The organism is Rhodococcus sp. BP-316, from assembly GCF_019836105.1.
Classification (GTDB): Bacteria; Actinomycetota; Actinomycetes; order Mycobacteriales; family Mycobacteriaceae; genus Rhodococcoides.
In genome coordinates, this window is the sequence record NZ_JABUEE010000010.1 from 14,055 (window position 1) to 35,110 (window position 21,056).

The window sequence follows — 21,056 nt, forward strand, 5'->3', positions numbered from 1 at the left end:
CGTCTCCTTCAGAACACCATGGTGGAGTTGCCGTGCCGGACGACACGGTCCTCGCAGTGCCAGCGCACCGCGCGTGAGAGGACGGCGCGTTCGACGTCGGCACCCAGCCGAACCAGGTCCGAGGTCTGGTGTCGGTGATCGACGCGGACGACGTCCTGCTCGATGATCGGCCCCTCGTCCAGATCCTCGGTCACGTAGTGCGCCGTCGCTCCCACGAGCTTCACGCCGCGCTCCTTGGCCCTTTGATAGGGCCCCGCGCCGATGAAGGCGGGGAGGAAGGAGTGGTGGATGTTGATCAGCGGCGCACCGACCGAGGCCAGGAAGTGTGGGGTGATGATCTGCATGTAGCGGGCGAGCACCACCAGATCGACGTTGTCGCGCAGCAGACCGAGCTGACGTTCCTCCGCTTCGGCTCGCGTCTCCCTGGTCGCCGGGATGTGGAAGAACGGCACCCCGAAGGGACGCACATCGGCCGCGAGGTCGGCGTGGTTGGAGATGACCATGGCGATCGTCATGTCCAGTTCCCCACGGCGGTTGCGCCACAACAGGTCGAGGACGCAGTGGTCGGTCTTCGAGACCATGATGGCCACGCGTTTGGGCTTCGCGGCCTCGGTGAGCGTGAACTCCATCCCGAGGCCGGCCGCGACCTCGGAAGCGAAGCCGGCCTCCAGTTCGTCCCGTGCCGCCGACAGTCCGGGTATCCGGAACTCGGTGCGTTGGAAGAACATGCCGCCGTTCGGTGCTGTCGTGTGCTGTTGCAGGGATTCGATGTTCGCACCGGCGCGGGTCAGGAAACCCCCGACGGTGGCGACGACGCCCGGCTGGTCCTCGCAGCGCACGACGAGACGAGCGAGATCGGGGTCGGTGGCCTGCACGCTGCCGGCGGTCGCCGGTTGGGTGCGCGCGGTCGTGAGCGATGAACTGGTCACGTGTGCTCTCCTGTGTCGGGAAGTGGAAACGGTGTTCGCGCGTTCGCGGTGATCCAGTCGAGGACCACACCGAGAACCTCGCGGTTGTCGAGTTCGAGAGCGAGTCCGTGGCCGTTCCCATGGAGCCCTCTCTCGGCGAGGACGACGTGGTCGACCGCCACGCCTGCGCGGCGGAGGAAGTCGGCGACCGGTCCGCACGCGGCGCCCATCGACGAGGTGTCGCTCTCGACGATCGCGACGGGGACCGAGGTCAGTCCCGCGGCTCGCTCGCCGTCGAACAGCGGTGCGGCGGTGATGCCGGCGGGCAGTCGCAGCGGTGTTCCCGGCATATCCAGGTACGGCGGCCCGGCGGGCTCGAGCGCGACCACCGCGGACACCAGATCGGGCCTGGACTCGGCCACGAGCCACGCCGCGCACGCACCCAGCGAGTGCGCGACCACCACGGACGGTCCGAGCTCCTCCAGCAGCGAGACGAGAAGTCGAGCGTCGACTCTCTGGGCCGCAACCAGATCCGCGGGCAGTCCCGTCGCCGACGCGGCCAGGATGCGCACTGCGGGATCGTCGACACCTCCCGGTCCGGGCCACTGAGTGTGATCGGACCGCGCGCCGGGCGCGAACACTCGGGCCGTCATGTCCACCGCCGCGGGGGCGGGCGTGCGGCCGGGTGACCGACCGTGACCGGGTCGATCGACGATGTGGACCCGGAAGCCCTGCTCGACCAGAAGGTCCCCCCACCCCGGTCGTCCGTCGGGGGTGGTGCCCCAATCGGTCCCCTGCCCACCACCGCCGTGCACGAGAACGATCGTCGGCCCGCGAGGCGAGTCGGGTACTCGGGTCTCGACGAACATTGCCGCGTCCGAGTGATCGGAGTCGAGAATCCAGCGCTGAGCGACGCTGGTCACGACACACCGTTCCGCACGGACACCGGTGGCGCTGCAACCCATTCCGCGATGGATGTATGGTCGGCATCGCTCGGCAACTCGGCACCGGCTCGGTGCCACATTCTCGTCGCCGATCCGAGCAGCTCGTGCTCGACGCCCAGGCCGTCGGCGAGTCCGACGGCGATGCCCATGTCCTTGGCGAGGAGCCCCAGTCCGAATCCGGAGCGGTACTCCTCGGCGAGAACGAACGTCGGCACCTTGTGTTCGCTCGACCAACTGCGTCCCGTGGAATTGTTGATCACCTCGAACGCGACTGCGGGGTCGACCCCGAAAGCACGCACGATGCCCAGTACCTCGACCGACGCGAGGAGTGTGACGCCCACAAGCACGTTGTTGCACGCCTTGATCGCATGACCAGCGCCCAGCTCACCCACGTGGGTGACGGTTCCCAGTGCTTCCAGCACTGTCCGGACGCGCTCGAGCACCTCGGACGGGCCGCCCGCCATCACGGTCAGACTCGCACTCTCGGCGCGCGACACACCACCCGAGACAGGCGCATCGAGGTAGTGCACACCCACCGCATCGAGCTGCTCACCGAGCCTGCGGGTGCTGGCGGGCTCCGACGAACTCATGTCGATCACCACGGCCCCTGCACGCAGGGCAGCGAACGTCGGGTCCGTCAGGACCGATTCGACGATCGCGGAGTTCGGGAGCATGAGTACGAGGACGTCGCCGGTGACGTCGGCGAGAGTGTCGACGCTGCCGGGGGTCGCCGACCGCGCGCCGGGTGACCGGTCGTACGAGCTCACCGAGAACCCGGCTCGCTGCAGTGCCGCGACCATCGGCCGCCCCATTCGCCCGAGCCCGACGAATCCGATCGACAGCGTCATGCGCGGAACTCCTGGTCGTGCGCCTGCCGGTACTCGTCGGCGGTGACCTCACGACCCCAGTCGTGGCCACCCACGGAGATCGCAGTGTGTGTCATGAACGCGCCCGAGGTGGCACCGTGCCAGTGCTGCGTCTCGCCGGGAATGTGAACGACGTCGCCGACCCCGATACGTCCGCCGTTGCCGTGTTCGTCGAACACGAATCCTTCACCGGCGGTGACGATCAGAACCTGACCGACTCCGTGGGTGTGCCAGTTGGTCCGACCGCCGGGGGCGAAGTGGACGTTGTTGACCAACCATCCCCCGGTGGCCGGCAGAACCGGATCGCCCCAGACCTCGCCGACGAAGGTGCCGGTCCGGAGCTCGGCGGGTGATCCCTGACGGCCGCCTCGGGCGATCGTGATCGTGGACATGGAACCCTCCTGCTGTGGTCGAGTGATCATGAGACGAACGATGTGTGGTGGCGCGGAAAACCACTGCGCAGCACCGTCATCGCGGACAACCGTCGAACGGCCTCCGCGTCGTCGACGGCCGCGGCGGAACCTCGTACGAAGCCGACGAGCGCGTCGCGGTCGGTGTCGTCGTAGACCCGACGCTTCGATGCCGTCGCCATCGGTGAGGCCTTCTCGTCGAAGATGCGCAGTCGCTCGGCCGCCCACGCGTCCAGAGGGGCGTCGTCCGAGCCGTGCACGGCATCGCTCAGCGGGTCGAGCAGCGCGAACACGTCGTACATGCCACTGGTGAGGCCGATCCCGCCTGTGGGGTTCGTCGCGTGTGCTGCATCGCCGGCGAGCAGTACCCGACCCTCACGCATGCGGTCGGCGGAACGTTGGTGCATGCGGTACGGCGTCGCGGTGACGACGTCGTAGGGCACGTCGGGAAAGCCCAGGGCGGCGAGACGAGCGGGAAGTCTGTCCATGACGGTGTCGGCGGCGAGTTCGGCCGACTCACCCCACGTCCACCGCCACGTCGAGTCGTCGATACGCGCAATGACACAACCGTTCTCGGAGTCGAGCATCATGTTGGCGTTACCGAGACCGGCCGCGTCGAACGGGTACCGGAGATCAGTGGCGACGAAGCGGTCCTTCCACGTGGTTCCGTCGAAACCGATTCCGAGGCTCGTACGGACAGCGCTGCGTGCGCCGTCGGCGCCGACCACCCACGATGCGCGCACCTCGCCAGGCGATTCCCCGCCGACGTCCAGGACGACCTCGTGCCCGTCCTGGCGGACCGCGGTCACGGGAGCGCCGAGTCGGAGGGTGGCGTTCGGCAGACGCGACAGATGGTCGAGGGCGATGCGCACCACGTCGTGTTGGCCCAGGTGGATGTTCCACGGGCGCGGGGTCACCGCCTCCAGCGGCGCCAGGGACACCACGGCCTCGTCTCCGGTGGCGAGGACGCGCGTGCGGAAAGCAGTGTTGCGGATCCCGGCGGCATCGATGTCGTCCAGGACGCCGAGGGCGTCGAGTCCCTCGAGAACGTGCCAGTAGTAGACGATGGCGCGGGGCGCGGTGGGAAGCTCCTGCTCCGACTCGAGCAGGAGAACTCGGTGCCCGCGTTGGGCGAGACCGAGCGCGGTCAACGCACCCACTGGGCCGGCGCCGACGACGGCGATATCATTCGTGCTCACCGTCACAATGCTCACGATCCGGCGATCGGCTCGCATCGGGGTGACCACCAGTCGGCAGGAGGTTGTCCGGATGCACCAGCTCGTCGGCCGGGTGGCCGAGATCGCTCGACTCACCGAATTCGTCGCCGAGGTCCGGGCCGGGCGCGGTGGGTCGCTCGAAGTGTGGGGTCCACCGGGGTCGGGAAAGTCGGCGCTGCTCGCGCACATCGGTGCGTCCCCCGATCTGCGTGTGCTCGCGGCAGCGGGAGACGACTCCGAATCCGATATTCCCGGCGGGCTGCTGCACCAACTGCTGGGCCCCGTGCATCGGCCCGGCGAGCACGAACTCACCACGGATCCGGAGGCGCTGGCGGCGCTGCTGACTCGTCTCGCCGCCGCCGTGCCGACTCTCGTGATCGTCGACGACGTCGACCGGGCCGACTCGCTGTCGCAACAGGTTCTCACCGACGTGGCCGCGCTGGCGGGGTCGTGGGGGATCGTTTTCGCCGGTCGCCGGCCCATCGGGACCGTCTCACGGGGCCTCGAACTGGATCGACTGACCGACGAGGACAGCCGCACGCTCGTGGAGACGGTCGCGACCTCCGACGGCGACACCCTCGACCAGCAGCGCCGACGGTGCCGCGTCGTCGAGGCGATCGTGGACCGGGCAGCGGGCAACCCGGGAGTTCTGGTGCTGTCCACCCGCGCCTTGATCACTCCGGACGTACTCCGTGCGGACAGCGGCGTCGACGTGTCGCGCCGTGCCGACTCGGCCGTGGCGGCACTGTGGCTCGCCCGCCGACACCTGTCACCGCACGCGCGCCACCTGGGGCTGCTGTGGTCCGTCGCCTGCGACTGTCCCGGCTCCGTGCCGATGCCGGCGATACCCGAGTCCCTCGTCGACGACGCGGCCCTCGCCGAGCTGGTCGAGAGCGGGCTCCTGGTCGAGACGGCCTCGGGAGTCGCGCCGGTACACCCGCTTCTCCCGGCCGCCGTGCTCGAGCTCGCCCCGTCCGGTGACGTACGCCGCGCCCACGCCGCGCTGGCCGACACACTCGACTCCGTCGCAGCGGATCAGGACCTGCGCGCGGCCTGGCACCGGGCCCGGGCTGCGACCACCACCGACGAGAACGGCGCCACCCGCCTCGAGCGCGCCGTCACCCGGGCCGGATCCGCGCTGACTCCGTCGGACCGGGCCCGCGCGCTCCACGTGGCCGCGGCCCTGTCCGTCGACGCCGAGCGGAGGTCGGTGCGCTGGGCCCGGGTCGCCGAGGCTCGGCTCGCGTCCGGCGATCCCGACGGCACCGAGCGCGCCGCGCTTCGCGTCGACACCGATGATGCGCCGGTCGAGGCACGCGCGCGGATCCTGCTGACCGAAGGTCTCATGGCTGCGGCCGGCCGCACACCGCAGGAGGGGTTGGAGCGCCCGATCCGAGCGGCGGAGCTGATCCACGGCGCGAACGACTCACTCGAGCTCGAAGCGCTCGCGGACGCCGCCGAGGTGTCCTGGTGGTCCGGCCGTGTCGAGTGGATCGCCCGTGTCGCCGAGCTGGCCGCCGACCTGTCCGACGACGTCGCGTCGGGAAGGCCGGAGGCCGGCCGGGTGACGACATCCCATCGCATCACTGTCGGTGCTGTCCGTGGCTGCGCCGCACTGTTCGACGGCGACCTCGAGTCGGCGGGAGTGCACCTCCGGGTGTCGCTGGACGCGGGCACGGACGCGGTGTCGGCGCGTGATCACCGCATGGCCGGACAGTCTGCGATGCTTCTCGGCGACGATGTCGCCGCGTTCCGCCACCTCACCGAGTCCGTGGCGCTGCTGCGCGCCGAGGGCGACGTGTTCCGATTGTGCTTCACGTTGCACGTACTGGCATCGGTGCAGATGTGGCGAGGGCAGGCCACCAGCGCGGCGGAACTCCTCGCCGAGGGCGCGGTCCTCGCCCGTCGGATAGGGGACGGCCGGAGCCAAGCGTTCGCGTTGACGATGACGGCGCACGGAGACGGTCTGCGCGGATCGGCCGACGCGGTGCGGGAGGCCGCGGACGCCGCGCTGCGTCTGGTGACGGGGCGCGACGTCGGCTACATCGCCGCTGCGGCGCACTGGGCGATGGGGCGCACCGACCTGGCCACCGGTCGACTTGCGAGCGCGCTCGAGATTCTTCAGGAGGTCACCGACCCGGAGTCGGCCACGACGCACCCTCCGACCGCACTCTTCGCACTTCCCGATCTGGTGGAAGCGGCCGTACGAAGCGGTCGGCCCGACATCGCGCGCACCGCCCTTCCCCGGTTCGCTGCGTGGGCTGCCGCCGGCTCCCCCTGGGCGGCGACTGTGCTGCCGCGTCTACACGCTCTGACCGCGGAGAGCGAGAGCGACGCCGAGCGATGGTTCCGTGAGGGCAGCACCGATCCCGATCGGCCGTTCGAGGTCGCACGGACCCAGCTGCTCCACGGGGAGAGCCTCAGACGCAGGCGGCAGCGCGTCCGCGCCCGCGTGGTGCTGCAGGAATCGATGGCCACCTTCGCCCGGCTGCGTGTCACCGCATGGGAACAGCGTGCAGCCACCGAATTGAGCGCCACGGCGGAACGAGCGCGACGCGGACCCGACGCGGCGACCATGCTGACGTCGCAGGAACTCACCGTGGCACGTCTGGTCGCCGACGGCGCGTCCAACCAGCAGGTCGCAGAGCAGCTGTATCTGAGTCGCAAGACCGTCGAGTCGCATCTGCACAAGGTCTACACGAAGCTGGGAATCGGCTCGCGGAAACAATTGCCGGGTGTCCTCGACGGCCGGTGACTGGTGATCACACCGATGCGAGTGAGCACGGTGTCTCGCACCCTCGACACATGACGCGATCGCTTACTCTTTCGACCTCTCTCGACCACCGCGCACTCGACCGGATCACCGAGCGGATGGCATCCGATGTATCCGACGACCTGTACGACGGTGGGGTCGTACTCGTCGCCCGAGGTGGCGAGATCGGCTTGCACGAGGCGGTCGGCTACAGCGACCGTTCCACCGGTCGAGCGGCCGCCCTGGACGACGTGTTCTGGATTTTCTCGACCACCAAGCAGTTCACCAACGTGCTGGTGCTGAAGGCGTTCGAGCAGGGACTGCTCAGCCCGATCACCAAGGTCGTCGACATCGTTCCGGAGTTCCGGGGTCCAGACCGGTTTCGCGTCGGCGCGAAGGATCGTGTCAGCGTGGCCGACCTCATGACGCACCGAGCAGGTACCAGCCCCACGCCGTGGCCGCTGCCGCCCATGGACTGCGCCGACCTCTCGCGCACCATCGGAGCGATCGGCGAGATGGATCTGGTGGCCCCGCCGGGCGAACGCGTCAGCTACTCGCCGTGCCTGGCTCACGCGCTGTTGGGTGAGATAGTGGTGCGAACGCTCGGCCGGGGGCGTTCGTTCACGCAGACCCTCCACGACGAGCTGCTCGATCCGCTGGGCATGGCCGACACCCGCATGGGCGCGCCTGCGGCGTGGACGGATCGCCTCGTGCCCGTCGTCGCGAAGTTCCCTCCCGGACAGTTCTTCTCGCCACAGGACATCGTCGACACCGCATCCGCCGCGCACGAGGGCGCGGAGTTGCCATGGGTGGGATGCGTGTCGACCGTCTCGGATCTGTTCCGCTTCGCGGAGATGCTGCGTCGGGGCGGGGAGCTCGACGGTGAGCGGATCCTGTCCCCCGCGTCGATCGCGATGGCGACGACCGTCCAGACGGGCGACCTCGTCAACGAGCGGTACAGCCGCATCGTCGCCGAGAAGCACTGGCAGCCCTGGCTCGCGAGTATCGGTCTGGGATTCATGATGCGCGGCTCAGGCCTGCGACAGACGTTCTTCGGCACGATGTCCTCGCCGGGCACGTTCGGCGGATACGGGGCGGGATCGTCCCAGTTCTTCGTCGATCCGGAACGTGATCTGACATTCGTGTGCCTCACCGCAGGTGTGCTCGGCGAGGCGGAGAACCTGCACCGGTTCCAGACGCTGTCGGACATGACGGTGGTCGCGGCGAACTGACGGCAGTCAGTCCGCCAGAGCCCCTGCCAGCTGGTCACGGGAGTCGAGGCCGAGCTTCACGTACACCTTGGACAGGTGGTACTCGACCGTGCGAGAGCTCAGATGCAGCGCCCCCGCGACATCGCGGTTCGAGCGGCCGCGGCTGACCATGCGGGCTATGTCGAGTTCCTGCGGGGTGAGGACGTCGACGACCGGGATGTCGTGGGTGCGGCCCTCTCCACTCGCCCGCAGCACCGACCGGGTCCGGTCGATCCACGCCGGGAGTTCGAGGCTCTCGAACACACCCAGCGCGGTGTGCAGGTGCTCGCGCGCCTCCACACGGCGGCGCTTCCCCCGCAGAAACTCGCCATAGGCCAATCGAGTTCGTGCCGACTCGAACGGGCGCTGCGCCAGACCCGTTGCACGGCATGCGTTGTCGAACAACTCCTCCGAATCACCTGCCGCCAGCGCAGTCAGCCGAAACTGCACCGCACCGCCCCACGACGATCCCGCATCGCACCATCTCGCGAAACGTTCGAGTGCTCGCTCCGCGAGATCGGACTTCCCGACGGCGACCGCCGCCTCGACCAGATCAGGTGTCGCGAGCAGACTCACCTCGGGGTGACGACGGTCGCCGAGCACCGTCGGAACGAGTATCTCGACGGCATCGTCGAACCGGGCCATCGACACCGCCGACCGACCCGCCGCCCAGTCGAGCGAGGCCGTCGGATGCTCGGCGCCGCGGCCCGTCACCGCGCGTCGGTGCCGTTCGCACGACGCCGTGTCACCGTCGAGCGCGGCGAGGTGCGCGAGGACGGTGTGCTGGAAGGCACCGTCGGTCTCCTCCCCTGCGTGTGCTGCGAGCGACAAACCCTCGTCCGCTGCCGCACGCGCGGCCTCCAGGCGGCCTTGACCCGCGAGGACCAACGCCTGCAGTTGCAGCGCGAACGGCAACTCCGTGGCTCGACCGCGCACCCGCATGGCACGGATCGCTCGCTCGCAGAACACCCGGGTGCCCACGTCGTCACCCACCATCGTCGCGATCTCCGCGGCGAAGAGCAGCTCCCGCGGCTCGATCAAGTTCACCGCGTCCCGTAGTGAGCGAGTCAGGTCACCGATGGCCGGGCGGAAGTTGTCGCGCATGACGTCGACGCCGGCGGGCGCCGCCTGACGAACCAGGGCCGCGAAGACGCCACTGCTCTCGACGGCCTCGTCCTCGATGGAATCCGCGAGGTTCGCCGCCTTCTCGGCCCAGTCTGCGCGCCCTCCCCACCACGCCAGGCCGGTGACGCGGGCCGCGAGATCGACGGCCAGCCGCGGATCCCGTCGGGCTGCAGCTCCCGCGCCGTCGACGAGGATGCGCAACGCGTCGGCAGGCAATCCGCGGCTCAACGCGACGGCTCCCCGGATCTGCGCTGCGGTCCCGGCGATGGACACGTCCCGACCGGTGACTCCGGCGCTCGTCACCAGCCACTCGGCCTGAGCCGGCCGACCGATCACCCAGCTGACCAGACCAGCGGACACCAGCCGACGAACCCGAGCGTCGTCCTCCGTAGCGAGTTCGGCAGCGCGAAGCCATCCGTTCAGCGCAGCGGGCGACGCGTCCACTGTCCGCAGAACCGATTCCAACTCGTCACCCGCGTCTGTGCCCGTCCCCTCCTCCACCGCTGCGCGGTGCAGGGCCCGGGGGAGGACGAGATCGGCGGTGTCCTGCAACTCGTCCGCGAGAGCGCGGTGCACCGCTCGCCTCGACTCCGCGTCCGCGCTGTGGAAAGTAGCGCTGCGATGGGGACGCCTCGACCACCCGCGGCCGGACTCGTCGACTCGCACCAACCGTCGGCTCTCGAGAACGTCCAGTTCGTCGGCACCCAGCCCGAGACGCGCACAGGCGCCCTCGAGAACGGTGATCGGAAGCCCGTCCCCCACCGCCACGACCAGCATCGCTGCTCGCCCCGTCTCCGACAGGCCCTGCGCGAGCATGCTCCACCGCGCAGTCCATGCCGGGCCCGGCACGGCCGGCTCCGGGAGACTCGCGTGGCCGGCCATCTCCTCGGGGGTCAGGACCGCTGCCATCTCCCGAGCTGCCAACGGATTTCCGCCGGACGCGGCAGCGATGTCGTCGACGACCGAGTCGGGTACCGACGCTTCGAGGCAGCCACGAACTGTCGCCGCGGTGTCACCGGACGAGAGTGGATGCAGCCGCAGCACCGCGGCACCGGCCGGAAGACTCTCACCGCGTCGCCACCCGATCAGCACGAGGAAGACCGGTAGCGACGCCACCCGGCGGGCGAGAATACCGAGCAGTCTGCGCGCCGAATGGTCCGCGCGGTCCAGGTCGTCCACCACCAGAACGACCGGCCCGCCGCGGGTCGCGTCGGCGAGCGCATCCAGAGCAGCGTTCGCGCCCACGACGTCGTCCACGTCGTCGGTGATGGGACCCGTCCCCAGCAGTCGAGCGAACAGGTCTGTCCCGTGCTCGCCCGCCCGCGCCCGTACGAATCGTGTGCGGAGCCCGGCCCGTGGACCGACGCTTCGCCCGACAGTGCTCTTCCCACTACCGAATTCGCCGACGACCACCACCGCGCCGCCGACACCGCTGTGGACGCCCTCGACGATCTCGAACAGCTGCCTGATCTCCGTCTCACGGCCGGTCGAGGGAGGAACATCGGTGTTCACAGCCCCACAATAGATGACCTGGATCACAGCAACCGGTGGACTCATGGATGCGATCACGAGGTGCCGACGACGACTCTTCTCGGAAAGACCACAGAAAGCAGGAACCGAGTGAGCGTCACCTTCGATTACACCGGAAAGGCCGTTCTCGTGACCGGCGCCGGGAGCGGCATGGGCCGTGACAGTGCGACGGCATTCGCCGACGCCGGCGCTCGTGTCGCCGTTCTGGACATCGACGCAGCTGCCGGGCGCACGACCGTCGAGCAGATCGAGGCGAGCGGCGGCGAGGCGATCTTCGTCGAGGTCGACGTGGCCGACGACGCCGCCGTGCACCGCGCCGTCGACACCGTCGTCGACAGATTCGGCCGGCTCGACGTCGCGCACAACAATGCAGGCGCCGAGGGTCAGCACGGGTTCATGCTCGAGCAGGACCCGGCCTCGTGGCGACGGACCCTCGACGTCAACCTGTCGTCCGTCTTCTACTGCATGCAGGCAGAGATCCCACACATGCTCGCCTCGGGTGGTGGCTCCATCATCAACACGGCCTCGGCGGCCGGATTGATCGGAGCGTACGGACTCACGCCCTACGTCGCGGCCAAGCACGGCGTCATCGGTCTCACCAAAGCAGCCGCGAACGAGTACTCCGAGCGGGGAATTCGCATCAATGCGTTGTGCCCCGGACCGATCGAGACACCGTTCATCTCCTCCTTCCCCAGCAGCTGGACGGACCGGTTGCTGAGCGCCGTGCCGATGAGGCGGCTCGGTCGGACCGACGAGATCTCGCAGGCCGTGTTGTGGCTGGGATCGGAGGCGTCCAGCTACGTCGTCGGACACAGCCTCAGCGTCGACGGCGGTGTCACCATCGGCGGCGCGGAGACCCGCAACGACGACCTCGAGGACCGGGTGCTGACGTGACCGCCTCTCACACAGTTCAGGAACAACAGATGGAGAAACCTGTGACAATCACGGAACCTGCCGACACGAGCGCTGATTCGGTGGACGGGGTCGCTCCCGGCACTCCGATTCACGACGTCCTGTTCACACCCGGCAGCCCGATCTTCGAGGGCTCGAACGTGTTCACCGACATCGGATTCGGCCTGGTTCCTGCGGAGTACTCCACCACGCGTGAGGAATTCCTCGCCTCGCGTGACGCGGCGTCCATCGGCTTCGTTCTGAGCAACAGCCCCGTCTACGACGTCTCCGGTCCGGATGCAGCGACCTTCCTCAACTCGGTGTGCGTCAACAAGGACTTCGGTCTCCTCGAGATGGGCTCGTCCAAGCACGTCGTCATCTGCAACGACGACGGCTACATGATCGCCGACGGCGTCCTGCTCAAGGTGGGCGACGACCACTTCCGCACCTACTGGCTCGCGCCCGTGCTGGCGTTCTTCCTCGACACCTCCGACCTCGACGTGCAGGGCACGTGGGTTCAGGACGAGTACTTCTTCCAGATCGACGGCCCGAAGTCGAAGTCGATCATCGAGAAGGTCACGGGCGCCGATCTGAGTGACCTGGCCTTCGCGAAGAACAAGGTGATCACCCTCGCGGGCGCCGGTGCCACCGTGCACCGACTCGGGATGTCCGGAGCTCTCGCCTACGAGATCCACGGACCCTCCACTCACGCCCGCGAGGCCTACCGACAACTGCGCGCCGAAGTCGAGGCCGCCGGCGGGAAGCCCCAAGGCTTCTGGAACTATTCCCTGGTCAACCACACCGTCGCCGGCTACCCCAACCAGGTGATCCACTTTCTCGACCCGGTGAAGGAGAGCTGGCCCGCCCTCACCGAGTACATCCAGCACATCATTCCGTTCGACATCGGTCTGCACGGCAGCGCCTCGGACGATCCGAAGAATGCGTGGGTCACCCCGTTCGACGTCCGCTGGGGCTACCTGGTCAACTTCGACCACGAGTTCCCGGGCAAGGCCGCCTTGCAGAAGATCAAGGCGGAGGGCTCGAAGCGGACCACCGTCACACTCGAGTGGAACGCCGACGACATCGGTGCGGTGTACGCGTCACAGTTCCGGGGCGCGGACGCCGTCGTCTACGACCCCATGAGCAACGACCCGGTGATCTCCGTCGACGATTACCACAAGGGCCGCATGCGCATCGATCACGTACTGAAGGACGGCAGGAAGGTGGGACTCGCGACGGGTCGCACCCCCGCGTTCGTCGAGAACACGATGATCTCGCTGGCCTACCTCGACCGCGAACTCGCAGTCGAGGGCACGGAGGTGACGGTCCTGTGGGGCGACGTGGGCCACCCCCAGATCGAGATCCGGGCAGTCGTCGCTCAGTTCCCTTACTACAAGGGCGACTTCCGCAACGAGAAGCTCGACGTGAGCGCCCTCTGATCACGGTCGTCGACCGGCGCGCACTCCCGGTCGACGACCGACACCATCCATGGAGGGCCAGGAAAGCGACACCATGACTCAGGACTTCGTGTACGAGGCGAACCCCATGCGGGTGCGTTTCGGGTCGGGCGCGCTGGCGTCTCTGCCCGAGGAACTCGACCTGCTCGGGCTGAACAGGGTGCTGGTGCTCTGCTCACCCGGCCGGCGGGACACCGCGGATCGCATCGCCGGTCTCCTCGGAAGCCGGTGCGTCGGAGTGCGCGCGGACGCGGTGATGCACGTTCCGGCGGACGTCGCCGAACGGGCCGCCGCCGCCGCAGTCGAACTGGGAGCGGACGGGTGCGTCACCGTCGGCGGCGGGTCCGCCATCGGGTTGGGCAAAGCCATCGCGCTGAAGCACTCCCTTCCCGTGGTCGCGGTCCCCACCACCTACGCTGGATCGGAGATGACCCCGGTGTGGGGCCTGACCACCGATGGGCGGAAGGAGACGGGTCGCGATCCGAAGGTGTTGCCCCGCAGTGTCGTCTACGATCCAGATCTGACACTGGCTCTGCCCGTGGAGATATCGGTGACCAGTGCGATCAATGCGATGGCGCACGCCGTGGAGGCGCTGTACGCCCCGGACGCCAATCCCGTCATCTCCCTGCTCGCCGAGGACGGGGTGCGTGCGCTCGCCGCGGCTCTGCCCGCGGTCGTGGCCTCACCCGGCAACCTGGACGTACGAAGCCAGGCGCTCTACGGCGCCTGGCTGTGCGGGACGGCCCTCGGTGCGACGACGATGTCGTTGCACCACAAGCTCTGCCACGCCCTCGGCGGAACACTGAACCTTCCCCACGCCCCCACTCACACCGTGGTCCTCCCGCACGTCCTCGCCTTCAACTCCCCCTACGCACCCGCGGCCGTCGCCGCACTCACGCGGGCACTGCCGGGCGACGGCGCGCCGGCGGATCGACTGTGGCGGCTCGCGAGTGAACTCGGTGCACCGACCTCACTGCGTGAGCTCGGCATGGACGAGGCGGACATCGACCGCATCGCGGACGAGGTCACCAGCCGGTCCTACGGCAATCCCCGACCCGTCACCACCGAGGCCGTCGCAACACTGCTGCGGGCGGCCCTGGCCGGCGACCAACCTGTCGCAACCGCGTGACCGACGACCATGACGCCACCGTGAAAGGATCAGAGAGAGCAGCCATGGCCGGACACATCGACCCCACGACCACGCCGCGGTCACGTTCCGCCGTCACGCCCGAGCAAGCAGCGGTGGAGGAGACGCTGACGGCCACCGTGCTGCGCTCGTTCGACGGCTGCGCCGACCCGCGCCTGAGAACGGTGATGCAGTCACTGGTGACACACCTGCACGCCTTCGTCCGCGACGTACGCCTGACCGAGGACGAATGGAACACCGCCATCGAGTTCCTCACCGAGGTCGGCCACATCACCGACGACCGCCGCCAGGAATTCATCCTGCTCTCCGACGTACTCGGGGCCTCGATGCAGACCATCAACGTCGACAACGTCGCCCACGGCGACGCCACCGAGGCAACAGTATTCGGGCCGTTCTTCGTCGAGGACGCGCCGCGCATCGACAACGGCGGCGACCTCTCCGGCGGGGCCGCCGGACAGCCGTGCTGGGTCGAAGGCACCGTCCGCGACACCGACGGGCATCCCGTACCGAACGCACGCATCGAAGTGTGGGAAGCAGACGAGGACGGCTTCTACGACGTCCAGTACGACGACGACCGCGTTTCCGCACGCGCCCACTTGTTCACCGACTCCGACGGCGCCTACCGATTCTGGGCGTTGACTCCCACCCCCTATCCCATTCCGCACGACGGACCGGTGGGACGCATGCTCGCCGCGACCGGCCGCTCCCCGATGCGCGCCTCACACCTGCACTTCATGGTGAGCGCTCCCGAGCTCCGGACGCTGGTCACCCACATCTTCGTCCGCGGCGACGACCTTCTCCGCCACGACACCGTGTTCGGCGTCAAGGACTCTCTGGTCAAGGACTTCGTCGAACAACCATGCGGCACAATGACTCCCGACGGCAGAGACCTCGCGGAGACCACCTGGTCGCGGGTGCGCTTCGACATCGTCCTCGCGCCCACGGGCGTCGACGCGGCGCCGACCTGACCTTCCTGTCGTCGGTCGCCTCCGGTTTCTGTGCGCGCGGACCGGCGAACTCATGGGAGGGACGCGAGGAAACGTCGCATCACTCCGGACGGTCGGCAACGCCGGTCCAGGGAAGTGGGTCGACGAGGACGTACGCCGCCTCGGCTCGCCCGGTCGTCGTCACCGTGTCCACCGCCGACCCGGGTCCCATTCCCCCCGGTCGCAGAACACGCGGTCGACGGACACGACGGTGCAGCGCACCAGCTCGTCACGGCCGGTTCCGACGCGCTGTCACGTTGACAGCCTCGAGCATCGACTTCGCTGGACCCGGCTCCAGGTCACTCCAGTTCATCAGCTGCCGAACTCGCGCGAGATGCTTCTTGAACGCTTTCGCGTCGACGTAGCCGGCGTGACGCGGTGAGTCGACGAGGTGGAGGCTGCCGGCGAGGTTCGGGCGGTCGTTCGCTATCAGCTCGTCGAACTTGGCGGCCGACGTCGGTCGGGTCACTTGATCCCTCAAGTACTGGGCGACCACATTCGAAATGTTGTCGAACAGTGTGTATGCACTCGAGTTGGTTTCGACGAAGCCGATCGTGAACAGGTTATGGTGGTGCCGATTGAATGCGGTCAAATATTGTGCTGGGCGGTCGCCGTCCCATTCGAAAGTGCTCTTGTCGAGATACGGGATCTGCATTTCGTAACCGGTTGCGTAGAGCACCAGGTCGATCTCGAGTCGCGATCCATCGGTGAACACGACATGATTTCCATCGAATCGTTCGATATCGTCCTTCACCGCGATGTCTGCATGCTGAAGATGGTGCAGCAGTTGACTGTTGAGCAGTGGGTGCGTCTGAAACAACTTGTGGTCCGGTTTCGGCAGTCCCCAGCGAGTGACGTCACCCACCAACAGACGAAGGAGTGCTGACAAGACTGGGCGTTCGAGCCACCCTGGTATCGTGACGCCCTCGTCGAAAGAATCGGCCGGTCTCCCGAAAATGTGCTTCGGTATGATGTGGTATCCACGGCGAACGCTGATATAGGCGCTGTCTGCGAACTGAGCAGCGTCGCACGCGATATCCGCCCCCGAATTCCCGAGGCCCACGACAAGAACCCGCTTGCCGGCGAAGTCGCGTCCGCTGCGGTGGGTGACGGCATGCCGGATTTCGCCGGTGAAGTTGCCGCGATGACGAGGTACGCGGGGGTACCAATTGGTACCCGACGCACACAGCACTCCCCGATACCGGCGGGGGGTCTGCCCAGCGGGAGTGACGATCCAGGTGTCGCCGTCTGCTCGCACGTCAGTGATCGGGGTCCCGAACTCGATGATCTCGTCGAGCCCGAAAGTGCGTGCGAAATTCTGTGTGTAGTCGAAGATTTGAACACGCGAAGGGTAATCACCGAAGTGGTCGGGCATGGGGAAATCGAAGAATCCGGACACGTCTCGCGAGGAGATGAAGTGCGCCGACTCGTACATCGGGGTTCCGGGGTTGTCGATGTCCCAGATTCCGCCCACGTTGGTGTGCCGTTCGAAATGATCGTATTCGACGCCGTGTTGGCGCAGAAGTCGTGCAGCACTGAGCCCAGCAGGGCCGGCTCCGATGATAGCGACGGCCGAGCTTCGATCGATCGTTTCCGATTGTGTCGTGTTGCTGTGCATGCTGTTTCCTTCAGGGAGAAAGCTGATCACGATGACGTGGTGGCCAGGTACCGTAGGCGCCCGCGTTCACCGATGCGCTCGGCCAGTGGAAGCAGAAGGGGTACGAGGCGAGGGAACAGCTGTAACAACTTGACGCTGAGTGCGTCGGAGCGCGGGAGAAATACCTCGAGTCCACCGGTACGAATCGCCTTGTCGACGCCGTCGGCGACGTCCTCGACCGTGGAGACTGTGCCCACGAAGTTCAGCAGGCTGCCGTTGTGATTCGCCTCGTGGCGGAGCATGGCCGTGTCGACCGCACTCGGGTAGACACCCCCGACTGTCACCCCGGACCCCCGAAGTTCCAGGTGCAGAGCCGCGAGGAATGCTCGTAGTCCTGCTTTGGCGGCCGAATACGCAGCCGATCCGGGTAGCGACAACACTGCCCCTTGGGACACTGTTGCGACTATGTGACCGTGGCCTTGTCGAGACATGACCTGCGCCGCAGCCTGCGCCAGGTGAACAGTCGAGGACAGCATGATGCGCAGCTGGCTGTCGATGTCGGCAGGATCGGAGTCCACCACGTCGCCCGGAACGACTGTTCCCGCATTGAGAAAGGCGATCTCGAGGTTGCTTGTCCACTCTGCCGAGACCCGTTCACACAGAGATCGGACGGCGTCTGCATCGTCGAGATCGCACGTGATCGGAACGGCCCCTGTGATGGCGTGCGCAGCGCGAGCGGCCAGGTCATCGTCACGCTCGGCAGCAAGAACCGTGTAGTCGCGGTCGGCCAGACGGCGTGCCACCACCTGGCCGATGCCCCCAGCCGCACCGGTGACGAGAGCGTACTTCCTCATGTTGTCCTCTCCGAAAATGTTGTTGGTCACGCGACCCAGTCAGTTGACACACTAGCGGAGTAATCCTGATGGGCGCCAGTGCGGAAGTGCGGTGTCAGACGTCGACAGAGTCGCGTGACCGAAGAGTCGTAGGCTGATCGCATCTGCGAGGAAGGGGGCTACGTGGCTCGACTGACGGCCGAGGACCGCCGCGCGCTGCTGGTGGAGGCGGCTCTGACCGTGATGGCCAGAGACGGAGTCGCTGCAGCCACCACACGATCGATATGCGCGGAAGCCGCGATGCCGCAAAGTGCATTCCATTACGCATTTCGATCCAAAGCGGAGCTACTGCAACGGATCACAGAAATTTCAGTCGGTACGATCACCGCCGACCTCGATCGACGTGCACTGGACGGAAAAGACCTGCGTGACACGCTCGTGGCGGCGATGGATCTCATCCACGAGTCGATCGTGGTCGACGCCCCCCGACAGATGGTGGTGTACGAGCTGACGCTGCTGGACATGAGAGCGCCGGACGATCCCGGATCTCTCGGTCGCTGGCAATACAGCCTCTACACTCAGCGGGCGGCATCGCTGCTGGCCTCGGTTGCCGAACATGCGGACGTTCGATGGACAGTCGACCTTCACGCTCTGGCTCGGCTGGTGGCGACTGCGGTCGACGGAACCGCCCTGGCGTGGCTCGCCGACCGCGATTCAGATGCCTCGAGGGCGTCCCTGCATGTACTGGCGGACGCTCTGGTCGCTCTCGCTGAACCGATGTCGTGACGGGCGGCCGTTCTCGACGGGTGGTGCATGGTGGCGATGGTCGTGACAACGACGGCGCATCCGATCAGGTGGATTCACGAATGCGCCGACGGTGCTCGGCGACGGACTTCATTCATCCACCGATGTAAGACATCTCGACCCGCGGACCGATCGGTGACTCGTCGGCGGAATGCGACCGCAGTTCGGAGTAGCGGTCCGATCGCGCCGACCACAGGCGTCGCAGAGTGTTCTCGATCGCGTCGTCGTCGGCGCCCGATCGAATCAACGCTCGCAGGTCTGTGCCGGAGCCCGCGAACAGGCAGGTGTAGACCTGGCCGTCGGCGGACAGGCGAGCGCGGGTGCAGTCGCCGCAGAACGGACGGGTCACCGAGGCGATGATGCCGAACTCACCGCCCCCGTCGAGGTACCGGTATCGGCGGGCGACCTCACCGGCGTAGCGCGGCGGTACGGGTTCGAGTGGGAACTCCGCGCCGATGGTCGATGCGATCTCGGCGGCACCGATGACCTGGTCGTGCTGCCAGCGGTTGGTGGACCCGACGTCCATGTACTCGATGAACCGGACCGTCACCGGTGACCGGCGGAACGTGCGCGCCAGGTCGAGTACCGAGTTCTCGTTCACACCGCGGCGCACGACGACATTGACCTTCACCGGGCCCAGGCCGGCGGCCGCGGCCGCGTCGATACTGCCCAGAACCCTCGCCACCGGCACTCGGGTATCGCTCATGCGTCGAAACGTCTCCGGATCGGTGGAATCGAGGCTCACCGTGACTCGGTCCAAACCGGCGCGGGCCAGTGCGACAGCGCGGTCGCCGAGAAGTGCCCCGTTCGTCGTCATGGCGACCTCGAGCCCATCGAGTTTCTTCAGCGACGCGATCAGAGTCTCGATGTCGTCGCGCAGAAGTGGTTCGCCTCCTGTCAACCGCACCTTGCGCACACCGAGGCGCATCGATGCACGGGTGATCCGCTCGATCTCGTCGAAACTCAGCAATCGATCGCTGGTAAGGAATGCGTGGTCCGGTCCGAACGTCTCTCTCGGCATGCAGTAGACGCACCGGAAGTTGCATCGGTCGGTGAGCGAGATCCGAAGATCACGCAACGGCCGCCCCCGCGCGTCGAGCAGGCCCGAGCCGTAGTCGTTCGTCATGGCCCCACGGTGCCTCGTGTGCCGCCTTCATGGTTGGCCGCCAGCGACGAATTGTTGGTCGTCGGAAACGGCCCGGACGCTGCAAACGGCCAGTTCGGAGATGTTCTCGGCCCTGTCACGGGTTCTCAACACCCGCGCAACAAACGGGGATTAATTCGTTCAGTAGGAAGAAGGGACCTCATGCTGAACAGATCCGGGTTCGCGTTACCGGCTCGTACGACGAGCACGGTCGATTGGGCCGACATGCTGCGAGCGCACTTCGTCGCGCTCGACGTGGCCGACGTCGGGGACGGTCGCTTCACGGGATCTGTCCGTTCGCAATCGATCGCGCACCTGCAGGTATCGAATGTGATGTCGACCAGTCAGCGCATCGAACGCAAGTCCCGGTTGATCGCCTCCGACCACCAGGACTTCCTGCAGATCGGGATGATCCGACGGGGAAGCGCCGTCGTTCGTCAGGACGATCGCGAATGTGAGCTCAGTAGAGGCGACTTCGTCCTCTACGACACGTCACGACCCTTCGACTGGATCGTCGACGGTGACCCACATGACGATCAATGGTCGCTCGAGGTCTTCACCTGGCCCCGCGCACTGATCTCGTTGACCGAGGACGAAACGTCCGGACTCACAGCCGTGCGGTTCGACGGTCGTAGCGGGATGAGCGGTGTGCTGGGCCGCTTCCTCCACGACCTCGCGTCCTCGCGGACCGCGACGGGCCCCGGTGCACATGCAGTGGCCGACGAGATCGGCGATCTGGTCAGCGCGATAGCCCGCACCGCGTTGGGATCCGCACCCACGGTCGGTGGCCGCGCCCTGATGCGTGACGTCGAGAGGTTCATCGACGACCAGCTGGCCGACCCCGATCTGTCCCCGACCGTTGTCGCGAAAGCAATGCTCATCTCGACACGGCAACTGCACCGTTTGTTCGCCGAGAGCAGCACGACGGTCTCTCGCTTCATCCGTTCGCGACGGCTCGAGAAGGCTCGACGGGAGATCGTCGCGTGCGTCGCCGTCGATCGATCGCTCGGCCAGATCGCGTCCCACTGGGGGTTCACGGACCTGGCGGCGTTCAGCAGAGCGTTCAAAGACGAGTACGGCGTCAGTCCGCGGCAGTATCGAACCGCGGCCGCCGAACGGTCGGGCGACGTACACGCCGTCACCCGACCGAGACGCCTCCACGACCCGGAATAACCGCGGATCCGGAAGTGACCGC

Annotated in this window: 17 protein-coding genes; 8 read left to right on the forward strand and 9 right to left on the reverse strand. The window is 67.3% G+C overall.

What is annotated here, in order from left to right; translation table 11 throughout:
• Nucleotides 1-8 precede the first annotated feature (8 nt).
• From purU to HQ312_RS18700, 5 genes are read right to left on the reverse strand one after another with little or no spacing between them, the layout of a single operon-like run.
• Nucleotides 9-875: a formyltetrahydrofolate deformylase gene (gene purU, locus HQ312_RS18680; protein WP_222640806.1), complete on the reverse strand. Its 867-nt coding sequence runs from the start codon at nucleotides 873-875 to the stop codon at nucleotides 9-11.
• A gap of 50 nt (nucleotides 876-925) precedes the next feature.
• A complete protein-coding gene (locus HQ312_RS18685) occupies nucleotides 926-1,831 on the reverse strand; it encodes an alpha/beta fold hydrolase (RefSeq protein ID WP_222640514.1) in 906 nt (301 codons plus the stop codon).
• Nucleotides 1,828-2,700 (reverse strand): NAD(P)-dependent oxidoreductase, encoded by an 873-nt coding sequence (locus HQ312_RS18690; protein WP_222640516.1) that lies wholly within the window; start codon nucleotides 2,698-2,700, stop codon nucleotides 1,828-1,830. Before HQ312_RS18690 ends, HQ312_RS18685 begins: the two co-directional genes overlap by 4 nt.
• Entirely contained in the window at nucleotides 2,697-3,110 is a 414-nt protein-coding gene (locus HQ312_RS18695) for a cupin domain-containing protein (protein WP_222640518.1), read from the reverse strand. Before HQ312_RS18695 ends, HQ312_RS18690 begins: the two co-directional genes overlap by 4 nt.
• 26 nt (nucleotides 3,111-3,136) lie before the next feature.
• Nucleotides 3,137-4,327: an NAD(P)/FAD-dependent oxidoreductase gene (locus HQ312_RS18700; protein WP_222640520.1), complete on the reverse strand. Its 1,191-nt coding sequence runs from the start codon at nucleotides 4,325-4,327 to the stop codon at nucleotides 3,137-3,139.
• A gap of 70 nt (nucleotides 4,328-4,397) precedes the next feature.
• On the opposite strand from HQ312_RS18700, the gene HQ312_RS18705 reads away from it, so the two are divergent.
• A complete protein-coding gene (locus HQ312_RS18705) occupies nucleotides 4,398-7,100 on the forward strand; it encodes an AAA family ATPase (protein WP_222640522.1) in 2,703 nt (900 codons plus the stop codon).
• Nucleotides 7,101-7,150: 50 nt separating this feature from the next.
• On the forward strand, nucleotides 7,151-8,329 hold the full coding sequence (locus HQ312_RS18710) for a serine hydrolase (RefSeq protein WP_222640523.1): 1,179 nt from the start codon (nucleotides 7,151-7,153) through the stop codon (nucleotides 8,327-8,329).
• A 6-nt stretch (nucleotides 8,330-8,335) separates the two neighbouring features.
• On the opposite strand, the gene HQ312_RS18715 is transcribed toward HQ312_RS18710, so the two are convergent.
• Nucleotides 8,336-10,984, reverse strand: a complete 2,649-nt coding sequence (locus tag HQ312_RS18715; RefSeq protein ID WP_222640525.1) for an AAA family ATPase — start codon at nucleotides 10,982-10,984, stop codon at nucleotides 8,336-8,338.
• 108 nt (nucleotides 10,985-11,092) lie between these two features.
• Here HQ312_RS18715 and HQ312_RS18720 point away from each other — a divergent pair, with 108 nt between their 5' ends.
• The 4 genes from HQ312_RS18720 (at nucleotide 11,093) to HQ312_RS18735 (ending at nucleotide 15,465) form a co-directional block, all read left to right on the forward strand.
• Nucleotides 11,093-11,896, forward strand: coding sequence for an SDR family NAD(P)-dependent oxidoreductase (locus tag HQ312_RS18720; RefSeq protein WP_222640526.1), 804 nt, complete (start codon nucleotides 11,093-11,095; stop codon nucleotides 11,894-11,896).
• Nucleotides 11,897-11,937: 41 nt separating this feature from the next.
• Nucleotides 11,938-13,332: a hypothetical protein gene (locus HQ312_RS18725; RefSeq protein WP_222640528.1), complete on the forward strand. Its 1,395-nt coding sequence runs from the start codon at nucleotides 11,938-11,940 to the stop codon at nucleotides 13,330-13,332.
• Between the two features lie 73 nt (nucleotides 13,333-13,405).
• Complete coding sequence (locus HQ312_RS18730; protein WP_222640534.1) at nucleotides 13,406-14,479, forward strand: maleylacetate reductase; 1,074 nt, start codon at nucleotides 13,406-13,408, stop codon at nucleotides 14,477-14,479.
• Nucleotides 14,480-14,523: 44 nt separating this feature from the next.
• Complete coding sequence (locus HQ312_RS18735) at nucleotides 14,524-15,465, forward strand: dioxygenase (RefSeq protein WP_222640536.1); 942 nt, start codon at nucleotides 14,524-14,526, stop codon at nucleotides 15,463-15,465.
• Nucleotides 15,466-15,712: 247 nt separating this feature from the next.
• Here HQ312_RS18735 and HQ312_RS18740 read toward each other — a convergent pair whose 3' ends face one another.
• Entirely contained in the window at nucleotides 15,713-17,101 is a 1,389-nt protein-coding gene (locus HQ312_RS18740; protein WP_261782476.1) for an NAD(P)/FAD-dependent oxidoreductase, read from the reverse strand.
• 26 nt (nucleotides 17,102-17,127) lie between these two features.
• Entirely contained in the window at nucleotides 17,128-17,934 is an 807-nt protein-coding gene (locus tag HQ312_RS18745) for an SDR family oxidoreductase (RefSeq protein ID WP_222640543.1), read from the reverse strand.
• Nucleotides 17,935-18,096: 162 nt separating this feature from the next.
• On the opposite strand from HQ312_RS18745, the gene HQ312_RS18750 reads away from it, so the two are divergent.
• Nucleotides 18,097-18,699 (forward strand): TetR family transcriptional regulator, encoded by a 603-nt coding sequence (locus tag HQ312_RS18750; RefSeq protein ID WP_308123931.1) that lies wholly within the window; start codon nucleotides 18,097-18,099, stop codon nucleotides 18,697-18,699.
• 112 nt (nucleotides 18,700-18,811) lie between these two features.
• Here the strand turns inward: HQ312_RS18750 and moaA are convergent, their stop codons facing one another.
• Nucleotides 18,812-19,843, reverse strand: coding sequence for a GTP 3',8-cyclase MoaA (gene moaA, locus HQ312_RS18755; protein ID WP_222640545.1), 1,032 nt, complete (start codon nucleotides 19,841-19,843; stop codon nucleotides 18,812-18,814).
• A 180-nt stretch (nucleotides 19,844-20,023) separates the two neighbouring features.
• On the opposite strand from moaA, the gene HQ312_RS18760 reads away from it, so the two are divergent.
• Nucleotides 20,024-21,034 (forward strand): helix-turn-helix domain-containing protein, encoded by a 1,011-nt coding sequence (locus HQ312_RS18760; protein ID WP_222640547.1) that lies wholly within the window; start codon nucleotides 20,024-20,026, stop codon nucleotides 21,032-21,034.
• Nucleotides 21,035-21,056 lie beyond the last annotated feature (22 nt).